We start from the raw sequence: 15,264 nt of genomic DNA on the forward strand, positions 1-15,264 counted from the left end.
GACCCGCTGAATACCCGAGGCCAGCCGCGCAACCGCGTGCCTGGCCACCGACAGCGCTACCGCGAGCAAGGACGACCAGGTTTCCAAGCTCTGGGCGGCGATGCAGACCACGGCCGCGCAGAGCAGCAAGAACGTTCAGCAGGTCATCCAACCGGCCGATACCGCCGCGAAGGCCGCGCCCTACCTGGCGGGTCTGGTGAGCCAGCACTGCGATCTCGTTGTCACCATCGGCCCTGCCTTCGACCAAGCGGCCGGCGCTGTAGCAAGCGGATCGGCTGCGACGCGATTCAGCATCGTCGGACCGGTAGCGACCGGCTCCCCTGCGAACGTCGAATCCGTACGCGCTGACGATGCGCCTACAGTGGTCTCGCAGCAGGTGGCCACGCTCCAGCACCGGCCAGGAAGTTGACTACAGCTCCACCTGCCGAGTGCAGGCTTGGTGTCAGAGGAGATGGTCCGCCTTCCCCGCCTTGATGTCCTGGATCAGGGCGCGGAGCGCAGCGCGGGAGTCCGTGAGTGGCCGCTCCTCCTGGCCGGCGACCGCGATGTACGCGTTGCCGGCGGCGTCCGTGCCCAGGCGGAAGCAGTTGTTGCCCTCGCCGCAGAAGGGGGGTTCCCAGGTGATGTCAGGCATCGGGGGCTCCTAGAGCTGGTGGGCGATGGCGTGTATGAAGTCGCGTGACTCGGTGGTGGGGAGGGCTGCGGCGGCCATCCAGTCGAGGTGTGCGCGGTACTTGGCCAACTGGGCCTCGGCTCCCAGGAATTCGGGGCCATGTGCGGAGTCGAGTTGCACCGTGTCGAGTTGGGGTACCGCGCCTTCCGCGTAGAGGAGGGCGTGACCGGCGCCGGGGAAGCTGCCGCACTCCACCGGGACGACGCGGATGGTGAGGTTGTCGCGCTCGGACTCGACGCAGAGGCGGTCGAGTTGGGCGCGCATCACCTTGCGGCCGCCGAAGTGCATCCGGAGGGCGGCCTCGTGGACGTAGCCGATGTACGGCAGCGGGGCCGCTCGGTCGAGAACCTGCTGACGGGCCATCCGATGGGTCACGCGCAGTTCGATCTCCAGACGGGACAGCGGCGGAAGGACTGCGGCGAAGATCGCCCGAGCATAGTCCTCCGTGTGTAGCAGACCTGGGACGTGGACGGTCTGCATGGTCTGAAGGCGCGCTGCGCACCACTCCAGTTCCGCGATGTCCAGCAGACCGGACGGCAGGGTGCCCCGGTACTGCTCCCACCAGCCCTGCTCGGAGCCGTCGGCCATGGCGGACAGGGCGTCGATGTACGCAGAGTCGGCACAGTCGTAGTTGCTGGTCAGTGTGCGCACGCGTTCCGGCGTGATGACGCGGATGCCTGACTCCATGTTGGAGATCTTCGTACGGTCCACCCCGAGCAGGCCTGCGGCGTAGTCGGTACTCACCCCGGCGGCAGTCCGGAGCTTGCGAAGTTCTGCGCCGAGGCGGCGCTGCCGCTCCGTTGGGGTCTGACGGGTAGCCATTCCATCCTCTCGGACTGAGGTTGGGGCCAGTGTGCCGTGGGTGGCCGGGTTCAGTCCAACTCAATGGTGGCAATTGCCACTGAATCGGTGGCGCTTTGCCCCGGGCGTGGCTAGCTTCGAGTAGCCACTGATCACAGTCGGCATTCGCCTCCCGCGAGGAGTCCGCCATGCCTGGAATCGAGATCCCCGCCATCCCCCGCAGTTGGCGGTTCCCCGCCCAGCTCGCCTCTGTCCCGCGCGTCCGGCGCGCGATCTTCGATGCGCTTCCCAAGCCCTGCCCTCCCCAGCTTTCCTACGAGCTGCGGCTGCTGGCCTCGGAATTGGCGACGAATGCGATCAAGTACGGTGCGTCGGCCGGCGAGGACGAGACGATCGAGCTCGTCTTCTGGACCGCCGACGGGTACTACTGGCTCGCCGTTTCCGATCCCGGGGAGGGGTGGCCGCGCCTCAGGACGTCCGATGGGGAGGCGAGTGGCGGACGCGGGTTGGTGCTGGTGGAGGCCCTGAGCGAGGTATGGGGCGTGGCCCCGCGTGCGGTGCGGGGGAAGGCCGTGGTGGCGGGAGTTCGGCGCACCGGGTGGTAGGTGCGGTGCTGGTGGTGTGGGTCCACCAGCACCGCGAGGGGGATGTCAGTCGGTGAAGGTGCCGCCCTCCGCCGCCAGCCGCTCCAGGAGCGGCGGCGGGGTGAACCGCGCCCCGTACGCAGCCGCCAGCTCCCGGGCGCGGGCGGTGAAGCCGGCGACGCCGCCCTCGTAGCCGTTGATGTACTGGAGGACGCCGCCCGTCCAGGCCGGGAAGCCGATGCCGAGGATGGAGCCCACGTTGGCGTCGGCGACCGAGGTGAGGACGCGCTCGTCGAGGCAGCGGACGGAGTCCAGGGCCTCGGCGAAGAGCATGCGCTCCTTCATGTCGGTGAAGGGGATCGAGTGGTCGGGGCGGGCGAAGTGCTCGCGTAGGCCCGGCCAGAGGGCGAGGCGGCTGCCGTCCTCCGCGTAGTCGTAGAAGCCGGCGCCGCCGCTGCGGCCCGGGCGGTCGAACTCCTCGACCATGCGGTCGAGAACCGCCTCGGCCGGGTGGGGCTCCCAGACACCGCCCGACTCCTCCACGGCCCGCCGCGCCTCAGCGCGGATCTTGCGCGGCAGGGTGAGGGTGAGTTCGTCCAGAAGCGAGAGGACCTTGGCGGGGTACCCGGCCTGGGCGGCGGCCTGCTCGATCGAGGCGGGCTCGATGCCCTCCGCGACCATCGCCACGCCCTCGTTGATGAACTGGCCGATCACCCGCGAAGTGAAGAAGCCGCGCGAGTCGTTGACCACGATCGGGGTCTTGCCCATCGCGCGGACCAGGTCGAAGGCGCGCGCGACGGCCTCCTCCCCCGTCCGCTCGCCGCGGATGATCTCGACCAGCGGCATCTTGTCCACCGGCGAGAAGAAGTGCAGGCCGATGAAGTCCTGGTCGCGGTCGACCGCCTTGGCCAGCAGGCTGATCGGCAGCGTGGAGGTATTGGAGCAGAGCAGCGCGTCGGGGGCGACGACGCCCAGCACCTCCTGGAACACCTGGTGCTTGAGCTCGACGTTCTCGAAGACCGCCTCGATGACGACGTCGCACCCCGCCAGGTCGGCCACGGAGGCGGTCGGCTTGATCCGGGCGAGCAACTCGTCGCGCTGGGCGGCGGTCTTCCGGCCACGGGCCACCGCCTTGTCCAACAGGCCTGCGGAGTAAGCCTTTCCACGCTCAGCGGAGTCGAGCGAGACGTCCTTGAGGACGACGTCCAGCCCGGCCCGGGCGCAGGAGTACGCAATGCCCGCGCCCATCATGCCGGCGCCCAGAACGGCGACCCGGGTGACCGGCTTCCCCTCGACGGCCGGCCGCGAGGCTCCCGCGTTCACGGCGTTCATGTCGAAGAAGAGCGCCTGGATCATGTTCTTCGCGGTCTGCCCGGCCGCCAGCTCGGTGAAGTAGCGCGCCTCGATGACGAACGCGGTGTCCACGTCCACCTGGCTGCTCTCCACCGCCGCCGCCAGGATGTTGCGCGGCGCGGGGTACGGCGCGCCGTTCAGCTGCTTGCGCAGGTTCGCGGGGTACGCGGGCAGCTGCGCGGCGAGGGCCGGGGTCGACGGGGTGCCGCCCGGGATCTTGTATCCCTTGACGTCCCACGGCTGCTGGGCACTCTCGTGGGCGACCACGAAGGCGCGCGCCTTCGCCAGCAACTCCTCAGGCGACGAGGCCAGTTCGTGGACCAGCCCGTTCTCGACAGCTGCGGCCGGGGCATACTGACGCCCAGTCAGCAGCCACTTCAGCAGCGCGTCCGCCAGCCCCAGCAATCGCACGGTGCGCACCACGCCGCCGCCGCCCGGCAGCAGGCCCAGCGTCACCTCGGGGAAGCCCAGCTTGCTCCCCTTCACATCCAGCGCCACCCGGTGGTGGCAGGCCAGCGCCAGCTCCAGGCCGCCGCCCAGCGCGCTGCCGTTGATCGCGGCGACCACCGGCTTGCCCAGGGTCTCCAGGGTGCGCATCGCCTGCTTCAGCTTCAGCGAGCCGGCCAGGAACTCCCCGGCCCGCTCGGCGTCCACCTTGCCCAGCATCTTCAGGTCGCCGCCGGCGAAGAAGGTCTTCTTAGCCGAGGTGATGATGACCCCGCGCAGGCCGTCGGTGGCGGCCAGCCGCTCCACCACCGCCACGAACTCCGCGGTGAAGGCGGCGTTCATGGTGTTCACGGACTGCTGGGGATCGTCCAGGACCAGGGTGACGATGCCCTCCTGGTCCTGCTCCCAGCGGATAACGGTCGTCTCGCTCATGAGAGTTGTCTCCAGAACAGAAGGGGTGGTCAGATGCGCTCGATGACGGTGGCGATGCCCATGCCGCCGCCGACACACAAGGTGGCCAGGCCGTAGCGCAGTTCGCGGCGCTCGAGCTCGTCGATCAGGGTGCCCAGGATCATCGCGCCGGTGGCGCCGAGCGGGTGGCCGAGCGCGATGGCCCCGCCGTTGACGTTCACCTGCTCGGGCGAGAAGCCGAGTTCGCCGATGAAGCGGAGCACCACGGAGGCGAAGGCCTCGTTGATCTCGACCAGGTCGATGTCGGCGGCGGTCAGCCCGGCCTTGGCCAGCGCCTTGCGGGTGGCGGGCGCGGGGCCGGTCAGCATGATGGTCGGCTCGGAGCCGGAGACGGCGGCGGAGACGATCCGGGCCCGCGGGCGCAGCCCGTACCGCTCGCCGATCTCGCGGTTGCCGATCGCCACCAGCGAGGCGCCGTCCACGATGCCGGAGGAGTTGCCGGCGGTGTGCACGTGGTCGATCTTCTCGACCCAGTGGTACTTCTGCAGCGCGATGGCGTCGAAGCCGCCGAGTTCGCCGATGGTGGCGAAGGCGGGCTTGAGGGCGGCGAGGGTCTCCACCGTGGTGCTCGGGCGCAGGTACTCGTCGCGCTCCAGCACCACCAGGCCGTTGCGGTCCAGCACGGGGACCACCGAGCGGTCGAACAGGCCGTCGGCCTGCGCCTTGGCGGCGCGGGCCTGCGACTCGGCGGCGTAGGCGTCCACATCGGCGCGGGAGAAGCCGCCGAGGGTGGCGATCAGGTCGGCGCCGATGCCCTGCGGCACGAAGTTGACGTCGAAGGAGGTCATCGGGTCCATCGCCCAGGCGCCGCCGTCGGAACCCATCGGGACCCGCGACATCGACTCGACTCCGCCCGCCAGCACCAGGTCCTCCCAGCCCGAACGAACCTTTGCCGCAGCCAGGTTGACCGACTCAAGGCCGGAGGCGCAGAAGCGGTTCTCCTGCACGCCGGCCACCGTGTCGGGCAGGCCGGCCGCGACGGCGGCGATCCGGGCGATGTCGGAGCCCTGGTCGCCGAGCGGGCTGACCACGCCGAGCACGATGTCGTCGATCGCGGCCGGGTCCAGGCCGGGCAGTCGGCGCTGGATCTCCTTGATCAGGCCGACCACCAGGTCGATCGGCTTGGTGCCGTGCAGGGCGCCGCCCTGCTTGCCGCGCCCGCGCGGGGTGCGGATCGCCTCGTAGATGAACGCTTCGGTGCTCACGGCTTCCTCTCACAGTGGTCAGGGTCCAGCAGAGCGGGGACGTGCCAGTCGCGGGCGACCTCGGCGGTGTCGGCGCCGGGTCGGGCCGGCGCGCGGCGCAGTGCCCCGGGGGTGACGGAGAACCGCGGCGCGGGGGCGGGCTGGGTGAGCCCGTCGTGTTCGAGATAGGTGCCGCGAGAGCTCAGGTGCGGGTCGGCGGCTGCCTGACGAAGTGTCAGCACCGGGGTCACGCAGGCGTCCGAACCGGCGAACACCGCGGACCACTCGGCTGCGGTGCGGGTGGCGAACCGGGTCGCGATCAGCGCCCGCAACTCCGGCCAGCGGGCCAGGTCGTACTGCGCCGGTGCGTCGGCGGGCAGTTCGAGCAGGCGGGCGAACTCGGCGTAGAACTGCGGCTCCAGGGCGCCGACCGCGAACCAGCCGCCGTCACGCGCCTGGTAGGTGGCGTAGCAGGGGGCGCCGCCGTCCAGCAGGTTGGCGCCGCGCCGCTCCTGCCACTGGCCCTGGGCCAGCAGACCCCAGAACAGGGTCGCCAGATGGGCCGTGCCGTCGACGATCGCGGCGTCCACCACCTGGCCGGTGCCGGTGCTGCGGGCGTGCTGCAGGGCGGCGAGCAGGCCGACCGCCAGGTAGAGCGAGCCGCCCGCGTAGTCGCCGAGCAGGTTGACCGGGATCGCGGGCGGACCGTCGGGCGGACCGATCATCGACAGCACGCCGGTCAGCGCGGTGTAGTCGATGTCGTGGCCGGCAGTGGCGGCCAGCGGGCCGTCCTGGCCCCAGCCGGTCATCCGGCCGTAGACCAGCGCGGGGTTGCGGGCCAGGCACTGCGCCGGGCCGACGCCAAGGCGCTCGGCGACGCCGGGGCGGTAGCCCTCGATCAGCAGGTCGGCGCGGGCCACCAGGTCGAGCACCGTCGCGGCGCCGCCCGGGGACTTGAGGTCGACCAAGACCGAGCGCTTGTTGCGGTTGGTGAGGTCGAGCGCCGGGTCGCCGGCCAGCGGCGAGCCGTGCGGGCGGTCCACCCGGACCACATCGGCGCCCAGGTCGCCGAGGAGCATCGCGGCGAACGGGCCGGGGCCGATGCCGGCCAGTTCGACCACCCGGACTCCGGCCAGCGGGCCGCTCGCGCTCTGCGGTGTCGGCACCTCGCCCTCGCCTCCCGGAGCATGACAGTGGAGCTGTAACACTCGGGATGGTATGCCGGTGACTCGCCAGTAACAAGGGTGGCGGGGGTCAGAGCGTCGCGGGACCTGGGCGCCGCAGCAGCTGGGGTCCCCCACGCCCCGCGCCCACCCCCGCACCCACCGGGATCAAGGTCCACTACCCTGACCGCCATGACGGACCTGGTGGCGGGCATAGCGGGACTCTGGCGGGGCCAGCGGTGGGTGGCTCGCCATCCGCGCTGGTGGGTGTTCGGGATGGTGCCCGCGCTGGTCGCGCTGGTGCTGATCGGCGCGGCACTGGCGGCGCTCTTCTGGTGGCTCGGCGACCTGGTGGACTGGGCCACCCCGTTCGCCGCGCACTGGTCGCCGGGCTGGCAGCGCTCGTTCCGCGACCTGGTCACCGTGCTGACGGCGGCCGGCGCGCTGCTGCTCGGCGTGGTCGCCTTCACCGGACTGACCCTGGCGATCGGTCAGCCGTTCTACGAGCGGCTGGTCCGCGAGGTGGCGCCGCCGCCCGGTGCGCCGGAAGTCGGCATCCTCGACTCCCTGGTCGGCGGGTTCAGGGTGGCGCTGCGGGCGGCCGGGTGCGGGGTCGGGCTCTTCCTGCTGGGCTGCGTGCCGGTGGTCGGCCAAGTGCTGGCGCCGGTGCTCGGGGTGCTGGTCTCGGGGTACTTCCTGACGGTGGAGCTGACCGGCATGGCGTTCGAGCTGCACGGGGTGCCGGCCACCGAACGGCTGCGCGGGCGGCGGGCGCTGGCGGTCGGGTTCGGGGCACCGCTGGTGCTGGCCTTCCTGGTGCCGCTGGCCACCGTCGTGCTGATGCCGGGTGCGGTCGCCGGGGCGGCGCTGCTCGCCACCGGCCTGAGCACCGCAGAGCGCCCGCACCCTACTCGCGGGTAGAGTACGGCGATCCGCCCGCCCCGATCCCCTGGTGACCCGCTGATGAACATCTGGACCCGCCCCGCCCTCTGGTGGCGCCTGGCCATCGTGCTGTCCGCCGGGCTCGGGCTGGCCCTGGGCACCAGCTCGCTCGTCTACTTCACGGTGGAGAGCAACGTGATCGCGCTCGGCACCTTCGCCGGCGCGGTGTACTGGATGGTCCGCCGCGGCACGGTGGACGCGCCCGCGCCGCGGCTTCGCGGGGCGGCCACGCTCTACCTGCTGATCACCGGGCTGGTCGCGCACATCCTGCTCAACCACGGTGCCAACCCGCTGCCAGGCCTGACCTCGGGGCCGGACCGGCTGCAGAACTGGTCCACCTTCCTGCTGCACTACACCACCCCGGTGATGGTGCTGCTGGACTGGCTGCTGCTGAGCCCGCGCAACGCCTCGCGGTGGCGGGACATCCCGCTCTGGCTCGCCTTCCCGCTCGGCTACGCCGCGGTGACGATGGCTCGGGCGGCGCTCTTCCCGGGGTTCGAGAACAAGTACCCGTACTTCTTCTTCGACCCCACCGAGAAGGGCTACGGCTACGTGTGGCTGCAGATCGCCCAGCTGACGGTGGAGTTCGTCGTCCTGGCCGCCCTCGTGGTGGGCCTGGACCGCCTGGGCACCAGGCTCCGCCGCGCCCCGCAGCCGCTCGAGCAGGTTCCCTAGATCCGCCAGCCGCGGATCCGGTCCGCGGCGGCGAAGACGTCCGCCTTGGTGTCGGCCACGTCGCGGGCCAGTTCGACCAGGGCGCCGTACGGCGGGTCGATGCCCTCCTTGGCGGCGTGCATGTAGGCGGCCGTGGCCATGCACGCGTACAGGTTGTTGCGCACCGGCAGCGGGCGCAGCAGGACGATGGTGTGCATCAGTGCCGCCGCGCACCACGCCGCGTCGGCGTCGTGGCCCAACTGTGCGGTGTTGACCCGGTGCCGGGCCACCGCGGCCTGCAGCGCGGAGTAGTCACGCACGCTCAGGTCCTCCGGCGAGGCCTGCTCCTGGACGTCCAGCAGCCACCGGATGTCGACACGCAGCATGGTCGTCATCGGTCAGGCCGCGCTGCGGTTGGCGCCGGGGGCGTCCTCGGGGAACGCGGCGTCGAACTCCTCCAGGTGCGCGTTCCAGAACGCCACCGCGTGGTTCACGAAGGTCCGGCGCTGCTGCTCACGCACGCTCAGATCGTGCACGTAGGCCTTGACGGTCTTTCCGTCGGCGGCGGCGGCCTCCCGGATGGCGGCCAGTTCCGCCTCGGTGTACTCGATGTTGAGAGCCGGCATGCGGCTCAGGGTACCGGAGCGGTACCGGGCCCGGCAGGGCCTCCCGGAAAGCCTGCGAAAACCTGCCCGATCCCTGCAACAGGACCGAACACCCATTGCGTTACCGAGGCATGGACCAGTCACCGACGATCGAGCAGGGCGAACCACCGGGTCCGCTGGACTTCCTGGAGTTCGCCAGGGCCCGCAGCCCCCAGCTGTTCCGCACGGCCTATCTGCTGACCGGCGGCGACGCCCATCTGGCCGAGGACCTGGTGCAGGAGGCGCTGAGCCGGATGTTCGTGCGCTGGCGCCGGCTCTCCCGGCTGGAGAACCCGGCCGGGTACGCCCAGACGGTGCTGGCCAACGCCTTCCTGTCGCTGCGCCGCCGGCGCAGCAGCACCGAGAAGGTGACCGAGGAGTTCCCCGAACTCGCCGTCACCGACGGTGATTCGGCACTGCGGCTGACTCTCCTCCAGGCCCTGCGGCAGCTCTCGCCGCAGGACCGGGCGGTACTGGTACTGCGATTCTGGGAGGACCGCAGTGTCGAGGAGACCGCCGCCGACCTCCAGCTGAGCTCCACCGCCGTCCGCTCGCGCACCCACCGCGCGCTGGGCCGGATGCGCGCGCTGCTCGGCGACTCCTTCGCCTCCTTCGCGGACGAGCCCGCCCGCCGCTGAGCCGGGGCGCGAGACTTCACTTCACCGATCCTGAAAGCGGTGTTCCACCATGCCTTCTGAGGACGAGACTCCTTTTTCGGACTTTTCGGACGAACTCAGTGATGCCCTGCGGGCGGCAGCCGCGGCCTGCCCAGTCCCGCAGCCCGAACAGCTGGCCACCGGCGCGCACCGGCGCGGCCGGCGCAAGAAGCTGCACCGCGCCGTACTGGCCAGTGCCGCGGCCGTGGCCGTGGTGGCCGGCACCGGGGTGCTCGCCACCCAGCTGCGTCCCACCGGCCCGGGCCACCGGCTGGTGGCGGCCACCTCGCCGAGCCCCGGCCCGTCCGACCCGGCCGCCTCCCCGCCCCCCACGCCCGCCAAGCTCGCCGACCCGGTGACCGCCGCCCAGATGCTCGACCTGCTCAAGCAGCAACTGCCGCGCGATGCCAAGCTCTCCGACGGCACCGCCCAGGGCGCGGTGCACGACCCCCAGCTGAAGGTCGACGGGCCGTTCGCCCAGTACACCGTCACCGACGGCCAGGGCTCCGGCCTGATCTCGATCAACGTCCGGGCCTACCCGAGCCCGCTGGACCTCGGCGTCAAGGGCCTGAAGTGCCCCGAGAAGCCGGTGCCCACCCTCACCTGCGAGCGCACCACGATGCCGGGCGGCGCGTACCTGCGCGACATGACGACCAGCAGCCAGCTCAACGGGCACACCGCGATCGACTGGGAGGTCCAGCTCCAGCAGCCGGACGGGGTGGTGGTGACCGCCGCCGCGCACAACACCGGCCGGGACATGGTGGTGACCCGCCCGGAGCCGCCGCTGGGCCTCCTGCTGCCCGGTCTGGCCAAGAACCCGCTCTGGCTGACCGTCACCACCGGGGTGCACAGCGACCCGATCGCGCTGGACCCGGCGGCGCACCTCTGGCTCCCCCTCCCGCTGCAGCAGATCCTGCAGACCACCGCCCCGCTGCTGCCGGCCGGCCTGACCGAGCTCCAGGCGGGCGGCGAGGACTCCTTCGCCACCTTCCAGGTGGACGACGGGCACGGCCGGAGCCTGGTGCGGGTGAACGTGGAGGACTGGAGCGTCTACCAGCAGAGCCCGTACACCGGGGGCGACATCGCCAACCAGTTCACCGACGCCACCACCCAGCCGGACGGCACCAAGGTGCTGACCACCGATCAGCAGCCGGAGTTCTCCGGGTACCCGGGCGTGATCCACAGCGAGGTGTCGGTGCTGCGCCCGGACCACCTGCTGGTCCGGGTGGAGAGCTTCAACAGCACCGACTACAAGGGCTCGGTGACCCGCGCCGAGCCGACCCTGACGGTGAACCAGCTCAAGGCGATCGCCCTCAGCCCGAACTGGCACGGGCCTGCCAAGTGACGCACCGCCAGGGCTGAGCCGGGTGACGCACCGTCGGGGGGCCGGCCCGCCCGGCCCCGGGCCGGCCCCCGACGGCCGTTACAGCGGATCCACCGGCGCCAGCCCGGACTCGTCCAGCCGCAGCCACCGGGTGGGCCCGAGCCGGCGCAGGAACTCCGCGTCGTGGCTGACCACCACCAGTGCGCCCCGGTAGGACTCCAGCGACTCGGTCAGCTGCCGCATGCTGGCCAGGTCGAGGTTGTTGCTCGGCTCGTCCAGCAGCAGCAGCTGCGGCGGCGGGTCGGCCAGCAGCAGGGCCGCCAGGGTGGCCCGGAACCGCTCGCCGCCGGAGAGCGTGCCGGCCGGCTGCTCGGCCCGGGCGCCGCGGAACAGGAACCGGGCCAGCCTGGCCCGGACCAGGTTGTCCCCGATGCCGGGGGCCAGCGCCTTGACGTTGTCCACCACGCTCAGCGCGTCGTCCAGCAGGTCGAGGCGCTGCGGCAGGTAGCGGGTGGCCGAGATGGTGTTCACCACGCCTTCCAGCGGCCGCAGTTCGCCCGCGATGGTGCGCAGCAGGGTGGTCTTGCCGGCGCCGTTCGGGCCGACCAGGGCGATCCGCTCGGGGCCGCGCAGCTCCAGCTTGACCGCCGCCCCGGTGCTCAGCCGCAGGTTCTCGGTGCTCAACACCGTACGCCCGGAGGGGACTTCGGTACGCGGCAGGTCGATCCGGATCTCGGCGTCCTCGTGGAACGCCTCCTCGGCGGCAACCAGCCGCTCCCTGGCCTCGGCCAGCCGCTCGGCGTGCAGCCCGCGCACCCGGCCCGCGGTGTTCTCCGCCTTGCGCTTGAACGCGCCGGCCAGGATCTTCGGGTCGTTGCGCTGGGCGGACTTGCGCTTGCCGTAGCTGGCGCTGCGGGCCAGCCGGACGTTCGCCTCGACCAGGTCCCGCTGCTGGCGCTGGACATCCGCCTCGGCATTGCGGATCAGGCGTTCGGCGGTCTCCTGCTCGGCCGCCACCGCCGCCTCGTAGGCGGCGAAGTTGCCGCCGTAGAGGGTGACTTCGCCGTCCCGCAGGTCGGCGATCTGGTCCATGTACTGGAGCAGCTCGCGGTCGTGGCTGACCAGCAGCAGCGCGCCGCCGAAACTGCTCACCGCCTCGTAGAGGCGCTGCCGGGCCGAGCGGTCCAGGTTGTTGGTCGGCTCGTCCAGCAGCAGCACGTCCGGGCGGCGCAGCAGCACGGCGGCCAGCCGCAGCAGCACCGCCTCACCGCCGGACAGTTCGCCGGTGGTGCGGTCCAGATCGAGCTTGGCCAGGCCCAGCTTGTCGAGCGCGGCGCGGGCCCGCTCCTCGACGTCCCAGTCGTCGCCGAGCACGGTGAAGTGCTGCTCGGCCGCGTCACCGGACTCGATCGCGTGCAGCGCCTCGCGCTGGGCCCGGATGCCGAGGGCCTCGTCGACTCGCAGCCCCGTCTCCAGGGCCAGGTCCTGCGGCAGGTAGCCGACCTCGCCGCCGATCCGCACGGTGCCGCTGGTCGGGGTGAGCCGGCCGGCCAGCAGGCGCAGCAGGGTGGACTTGCCGGCGCCGTTGAGGCCGATCAGGCCGGTCCGGCCCGGGCCGACGGCCAGGTGGAACCCCTCCAGCACCGGCTTGCCGTCGGGCCATTCGAAGCTGAGGTCGGTGCACAGGATCGCGGTGGTGGTGCTCGGTGCCAAGGTGGCCTCCTACGGGGTTGCTGACAAGGGGATGAGCAACACGGGAGACACCGCAGCGGCGGGAAGGCTGACGCAGGACGGCCGGGCCGCAGAAGGCCTCGTACCGAGATCGCGAGCACACTCCGGAATCACCGCGCGACTCAACAGCGCGGGAGCGGTGTCTCAGGACCTCAGTAGAGCAACGGCCTTCTCCGATCAGAAAGGGGCAACGGGATCGAGAGTACGAGCCCGCCCCCGGGGACGCAAAGGGTTTGCGCGCCGCCCGATACGATCGAGCCATCATGAGCGCCACTCTCGTCACCAAGGACCTCGCCGCCGGCCACGGTGAGCGCACCCTCTTCACCGGCCTGGATCTGGTGGTCGCCCCCGGGGAGGTGGTCGGCCTGGTCGGGGTGAACGGGGCCGGCAAGTCCACCCTGCTGCGCCTGCTGGCCGGCCTGGACCAGCCGGAGGGCGGCTCGATCTCGCTCAGCCCGCCCACCGCCACGGTGGGCCACCTGCCGCAGGAGCCCGACCGGCGCCCCGGCGAGTCGGTGCGCGCCTTCCTGGCCCGCCGCACCGGGGTGGCCGACGCGCAGGCCGCGCTGGACGAGGCCACCGAGGGCCTGGTCGAGGGCCGCCCGGGCTCCGACGACGCCTATGCCGAGGCGCTGGACCGCTGGCTGGACCTGGGCGGCGCGGACCTGGAGGAGCGGGCCGAGCAGGTGGCCGACTCGCTCGGCCTGGCGGTCGGACTGGACCAGCCGATGACCGGCCTGTCGGGCGGCCAGGCCGCCCGGGCCGGGCTGGCCTCGCTGCTGCTCTCCCGCTACGACGTCTTCCTGCTGGACGAGCCGACCAACGACCTGGACCTGGACGGGCTGGAGCGGCTGGAGGCCTTCGTCCACGGGCTGCGCGCCGGCACGGTGCTGATCAGCCACGACCGCGAGTTCCTGGCCCGCACGGTGACCCGGGTGGTCGAGCTGGACCTGCACCAGCAGCAGGTCAACCAGTACGGCGGCGGCTACGACTCCTACCTGGAGGAGCGCTCCCGGGCCCGCCGGCACGCCCGCGAGGACTACGAGGAGTACGCCGACACCAGGGCCGGCCTGGAGGCCCGGGCCCGGATGCAGAAGGCCTGGTCGGACAAGGGCACCCGGAACGCGCTGAAGAAGAGCCCGGACAGCGACAAGGCCCGCAAGGCCGCCGCCGTCTCCTCCTCGGAGAAGCAGGCCGCCAAGGCCAAGCAGACCCAGCGGATGATCGAGCGGCTGGAGGAGGTGGAGGAGCCGCGCAAGGAGTGGGAGCTGAAGATGGAGATCGCCGCGGCCCCGCGGTCCGGCTCGGTGGTCGCGACGCTGCGTCAGGCTGCCGTGCGGCGCGGTGAGTTCGCCTTCGGGCCGGTCGACCTGCAGATCGACTGGGCGGACCGGGTGGCGATCACCGGTGCCAACGGGGCCGGCAAGTCCACCCTGCTGGCCGCGCTGCTGGGCCGGCTCGAACTCGACTCCGGCCAGGCCGCGCTGGGCTCGGGCGTGGTGATCGGCGAGGTGGACCAGGCGCGCGGGCTCTTCCTCGGCGAGGAGCCCCTGCTGAGCGCCTTCGGCCTGGCGGTGCCGGAGCTGAACCCGGCCGACATCCGCACCCTGCTGGCCAAGTTCGGGCTCAAGGCGGTGCACGTGCTGCGCCCGGCCGGCACCCTGTCGCCCGGCGAGCGGACCAGGGCGGCGCTGGCCATGCTGCAGGCCCGCGGGGTGAACCTGCTGGTGCTCGACGAGCCGACCAACCACCTGGACCTGGCGGCGATCGAGCAGTTGGAGCAGGCGCTGGCCTCCTACACCGGCACCCTGCTGCTGGTCACCCACGACCGGCGGATGCTGGAGACGGTCTCGGTGAACCGGCGGATCGCGGTCGCCGACGGCAGGCTGACAGAGGTTTAGACCACAGCGGGGCATCGAATACTGCGTCGTATGACGACCTATCCGACCGTCCCGCTCCGCCCGCACGCGGTCCCGGCCCACCAGGCCGCGGACCGCGCCCGGAGCTTCCACCAGGTGATGGCGCAGCGCCGCACCGTCCGCGACTACTCCCGCCGCCCGCTGCCGGACGGCGTGCTGGAGTGGGCGATCCGCACCGCCGCCACCGCACCCAGCGGCGCGCACGTCCAGCCCTGGCGCTTCGTGGTGATCACCGATCCGGAGCGCAAGCGGCGCCTGCGCGAGGCGGCCGAGGCGGAGGAGCGCGAGTTCTACCAGCACCGCGCCTCCGCCGAGTGGCTGGCCGCGCTGGCCCCGATCGGCACCGACTGGCACAAGCCGTTCCTGGAGGACGCGCCGGCCGTGATCGTGGTCTTCGAGGTGCACAAGGGCCCCGACTCGCCGCGCCCGTACTACACCAAGGAGTCGGTGGGGATCGCGGTCGGCCTGCTGCTGGCAGCCCTGCACCAGGCGGGACTGGCCACCCTGACCCACACGCCGAGCCCGATGCGGTTCCTCAACGAGGTCTGCGACCGCCCGCCGCAGGAGCGCGCCGCCTACGTGATCCCGGTGGGCTACCCGGCGGACGGCGCGGTGGTGCCCGATCTTCACCGCAAGGAGCTTGACGAGGTGCTGGTCCGGCTCTGACGCCCCGTGAAATTTCCTGGTCGGCGGCGCGGTCCTGCTGCGATGATTTCTG

The 15,264-nt window shown here is 71.9% G+C and carries 16 protein-coding genes; 8 read left to right on the plus strand and 8 right to left on the minus strand.

Annotation, left to right across the window (positions count from 1 at the left end; translation table 11 throughout):
- Nucleotides 1–100: 100 nt before the first annotated feature.
- Entirely contained in the window at nt 101–409 is a 309-nt protein-coding gene (locus C7C46_RS26570) for a BMP family ABC transporter substrate-binding protein (RefSeq protein WP_110672468.1), read from the plus strand.
- Between the two features lie 33 nt (nt 410–442).
- Here C7C46_RS26570 and C7C46_RS26575 read toward each other — a convergent pair whose 3' ends face one another.
- Nucleotides 443–634 (minus strand): hypothetical protein, encoded by a 192-nt coding sequence (locus tag C7C46_RS26575; protein ID WP_110672469.1) that lies wholly within the window; start codon nt 632–634, stop codon nt 443–445.
- A 9-nt stretch (nt 635–643) separates the two neighbouring features.
- Nucleotides 644–1,495 carry a helix-turn-helix domain-containing protein gene (locus tag C7C46_RS26580; RefSeq protein WP_110672470.1) on the minus strand — a complete coding sequence of 284 codons (852 nt, stop codon included), beginning with the start codon at nt 1,493–1,495 and terminating at the stop codon, nt 644–646.
- 167 nt (nt 1,496–1,662) lie between these two features.
- Between C7C46_RS26580 and C7C46_RS26585 the strand changes: the two genes are divergently transcribed.
- Nucleotides 1,663–2,079, plus strand: coding sequence for an ATP-binding protein (locus C7C46_RS26585; protein WP_110672471.1), 417 nt, complete (start codon nt 1,663–1,665; stop codon nt 2,077–2,079).
- A 45-nt stretch (nt 2,080–2,124) separates the two neighbouring features.
- Here the strand turns inward: C7C46_RS26585 and C7C46_RS26590 are convergent, their stop codons facing one another.
- The 3 genes from C7C46_RS26590 to C7C46_RS26600 are packed head-to-tail and all read right to left on the minus strand — an operon-like array spanning nt 2,125 to nt 6,679.
- Entirely contained in the window at nt 2,125–4,290 is a 2,166-nt protein-coding gene (locus tag C7C46_RS26590) for a 3-hydroxyacyl-CoA dehydrogenase NAD-binding domain-containing protein (protein ID WP_110672472.1), read from the minus strand.
- Nucleotides 4,291–4,319: 29 nt separating this feature from the next.
- Nucleotides 4,320–5,534: an acetyl-CoA C-acetyltransferase gene (locus C7C46_RS26595; RefSeq protein WP_110672473.1), complete on the minus strand. Its 1,215-nt coding sequence runs from the start codon at nt 5,532–5,534 to the stop codon at nt 4,320–4,322.
- The gene (locus tag C7C46_RS26600; RefSeq protein ID WP_110672474.1) at nt 5,531–6,679 is read right to left on the minus strand and encodes a CaiB/BaiF CoA transferase family protein; all 1,149 of its coding nucleotides are present in this window, start codon (nt 6,677–6,679) and stop codon (nt 5,531–5,533) included. Before C7C46_RS26600 ends, C7C46_RS26595 begins: the two co-directional genes overlap by 4 nt.
- A 189-nt stretch (nt 6,680–6,868) precedes the next feature.
- Between C7C46_RS26600 and C7C46_RS26605 the strand changes: the two genes are divergently transcribed.
- Both C7C46_RS26605 and C7C46_RS26610 read left to right on the plus strand, forming a co-directional pair.
- Nucleotides 6,869–7,597, plus strand: a complete 729-nt coding sequence (locus tag C7C46_RS26605; RefSeq protein ID WP_110672475.1) for an EI24 domain-containing protein — start codon at nt 6,869–6,871, stop codon at nt 7,595–7,597.
- A 42-nt stretch (nt 7,598–7,639) separates the two neighbouring features.
- Entirely contained in the window at nt 7,640–8,293 is a 654-nt protein-coding gene (locus tag C7C46_RS26610) for a Pr6Pr family membrane protein (protein WP_110672476.1), read from the plus strand.
- Here C7C46_RS26610 and C7C46_RS26615 read toward each other — a convergent pair.
- Complete coding sequence (locus tag C7C46_RS26615; RefSeq protein WP_110672477.1) at nt 8,290–8,667, minus strand: toxin Doc; 378 nt, start codon at nt 8,665–8,667, stop codon at nt 8,290–8,292. The two genes, C7C46_RS26610 and C7C46_RS26615, sit on opposite strands and share 4 nt — an antisense overlap.
- A 3-nt stretch (nt 8,668–8,670) precedes the next feature.
- Entirely contained in the window at nt 8,671–8,898 is a 228-nt protein-coding gene (locus C7C46_RS26620; protein WP_181442535.1) for a hypothetical protein, read from the minus strand.
- Nucleotides 8,899–9,008: 110 nt separating this feature from the next.
- On the opposite strand from C7C46_RS26620, the gene C7C46_RS26625 reads away from it, so the two are divergent.
- Nucleotides 9,009–9,554: a SigE family RNA polymerase sigma factor gene (locus tag C7C46_RS26625; protein ID WP_110672478.1), complete on the plus strand. Its 546-nt coding sequence runs from the start codon at nt 9,009–9,011 to the stop codon at nt 9,552–9,554.
- A gap of 49 nt (nt 9,555–9,603) precedes the next feature.
- Nucleotides 9,604–10,917: a hypothetical protein gene (locus tag C7C46_RS26630; RefSeq protein WP_110672479.1), complete on the plus strand. Its 1,314-nt coding sequence runs from the start codon at nt 9,604–9,606 to the stop codon at nt 10,915–10,917.
- Between the two features lie 78 nt (nt 10,918–10,995).
- Here C7C46_RS26630 and C7C46_RS26635 read toward each other — a convergent pair whose 3' ends face one another.
- Nucleotides 10,996–12,609 carry an ABC-F family ATP-binding cassette domain-containing protein gene (locus C7C46_RS26635; protein ID WP_110672480.1) on the minus strand — a complete coding sequence of 538 codons (1,614 nt, stop codon included), beginning with the start codon at nt 12,607–12,609 and terminating at the stop codon, nt 10,996–10,998.
- 281 nt (nt 12,610–12,890) lie between these two features.
- Here C7C46_RS26635 and C7C46_RS26640 point away from each other — a divergent pair, with 281 nt between their 5' ends.
- Together C7C46_RS26640 and C7C46_RS26645 are read left to right on the plus strand one after the other, a co-directional pair.
- A complete protein-coding gene (locus tag C7C46_RS26640; RefSeq protein WP_110672481.1) occupies nt 12,891–14,528 on the plus strand; it encodes an ABC-F family ATP-binding cassette domain-containing protein in 1,638 nt (545 codons plus the stop codon).
- A 30-nt stretch (nt 14,529–14,558) separates the two neighbouring features.
- Nucleotides 14,559–15,212 (plus strand): nitroreductase family protein, encoded by a 654-nt coding sequence (locus tag C7C46_RS26645; RefSeq protein ID WP_110672482.1) that lies wholly within the window; start codon nt 14,559–14,561, stop codon nt 15,210–15,212.
- Nucleotides 15,213–15,264: the final 52 nt, after the last annotated feature.

The organism is Streptomyces tateyamensis, assembly GCF_003205575.1.
GTDB lineage: Bacteria > Actinomycetota > Actinomycetes > Streptomycetales > Streptomycetaceae > Kitasatospora > Kitasatospora tateyamensis.

What these genes read in the sequence shown, in the direction of transcription:
- C7C46_RS26570 (WP_110672468.1), top strand. Translation starts at nt 101, where the DNA reads ATGCAGACCACGGCCGCGCAGAGCAGCAAGAACGTTCAGCAGGTCATC.
- C7C46_RS26575 (WP_110672469.1), bottom strand. Translation starts at nt 634, where the DNA reads ATGCCTGACATCACCTGGGAACCCCCCTTCTGCGGCGAGGGCAACAAC.
- C7C46_RS26580 (WP_110672470.1), bottom strand. Translation starts at nt 1,495, where the DNA reads ATGGCTACCCGTCAGACCCCAACGGAGCGGCAGCGCCGCCTCGGCGCA.
- C7C46_RS26585 (WP_110672471.1), top strand. Translation starts at nt 1,663, where the DNA reads ATGCCTGGAATCGAGATCCCCGCCATCCCCCGCAGTTGGCGGTTCCCC.
- C7C46_RS26590 (WP_110672472.1), bottom strand. Translation starts at nt 4,290, where the DNA reads ATGAGCGAGACGACCGTTATCCGCTGGGAGCAGGACCAGGAGGGCATC.
- C7C46_RS26605 (WP_110672475.1), top strand. Translation starts at nt 6,869, where the DNA reads ATGACGGACCTGGTGGCGGGCATAGCGGGACTCTGGCGGGGCCAGCGG.
- C7C46_RS26610 (WP_110672476.1), top strand. Translation starts at nt 7,640, where the DNA reads ATGAACATCTGGACCCGCCCCGCCCTCTGGTGGCGCCTGGCCATCGTG.
- C7C46_RS26615 (WP_110672477.1), bottom strand. Translation starts at nt 8,667, where the DNA reads ATGACGACCATGCTGCGTGTCGACATCCGGTGGCTGCTGGACGTCCAG.
- C7C46_RS26620 (WP_181442535.1), bottom strand. Translation starts at nt 8,898, where the DNA reads ATGCCGGCTCTCAACATCGAGTACACCGAGGCGGAACTGGCCGCCATC.
- C7C46_RS26625 (WP_110672478.1), top strand. Translation starts at nt 9,009, where the DNA reads ATGGACCAGTCACCGACGATCGAGCAGGGCGAACCACCGGGTCCGCTG.
- C7C46_RS26630 (WP_110672479.1), top strand. Translation starts at nt 9,604, where the DNA reads ATGCCTTCTGAGGACGAGACTCCTTTTTCGGACTTTTCGGACGAACTC.
- C7C46_RS26640 (WP_110672481.1), top strand. Translation starts at nt 12,891, where the DNA reads ATGAGCGCCACTCTCGTCACCAAGGACCTCGCCGCCGGCCACGGTGAG.
- C7C46_RS26645 (WP_110672482.1), top strand. Translation starts at nt 14,559, where the DNA reads ATGACGACCTATCCGACCGTCCCGCTCCGCCCGCACGCGGTCCCGGCC.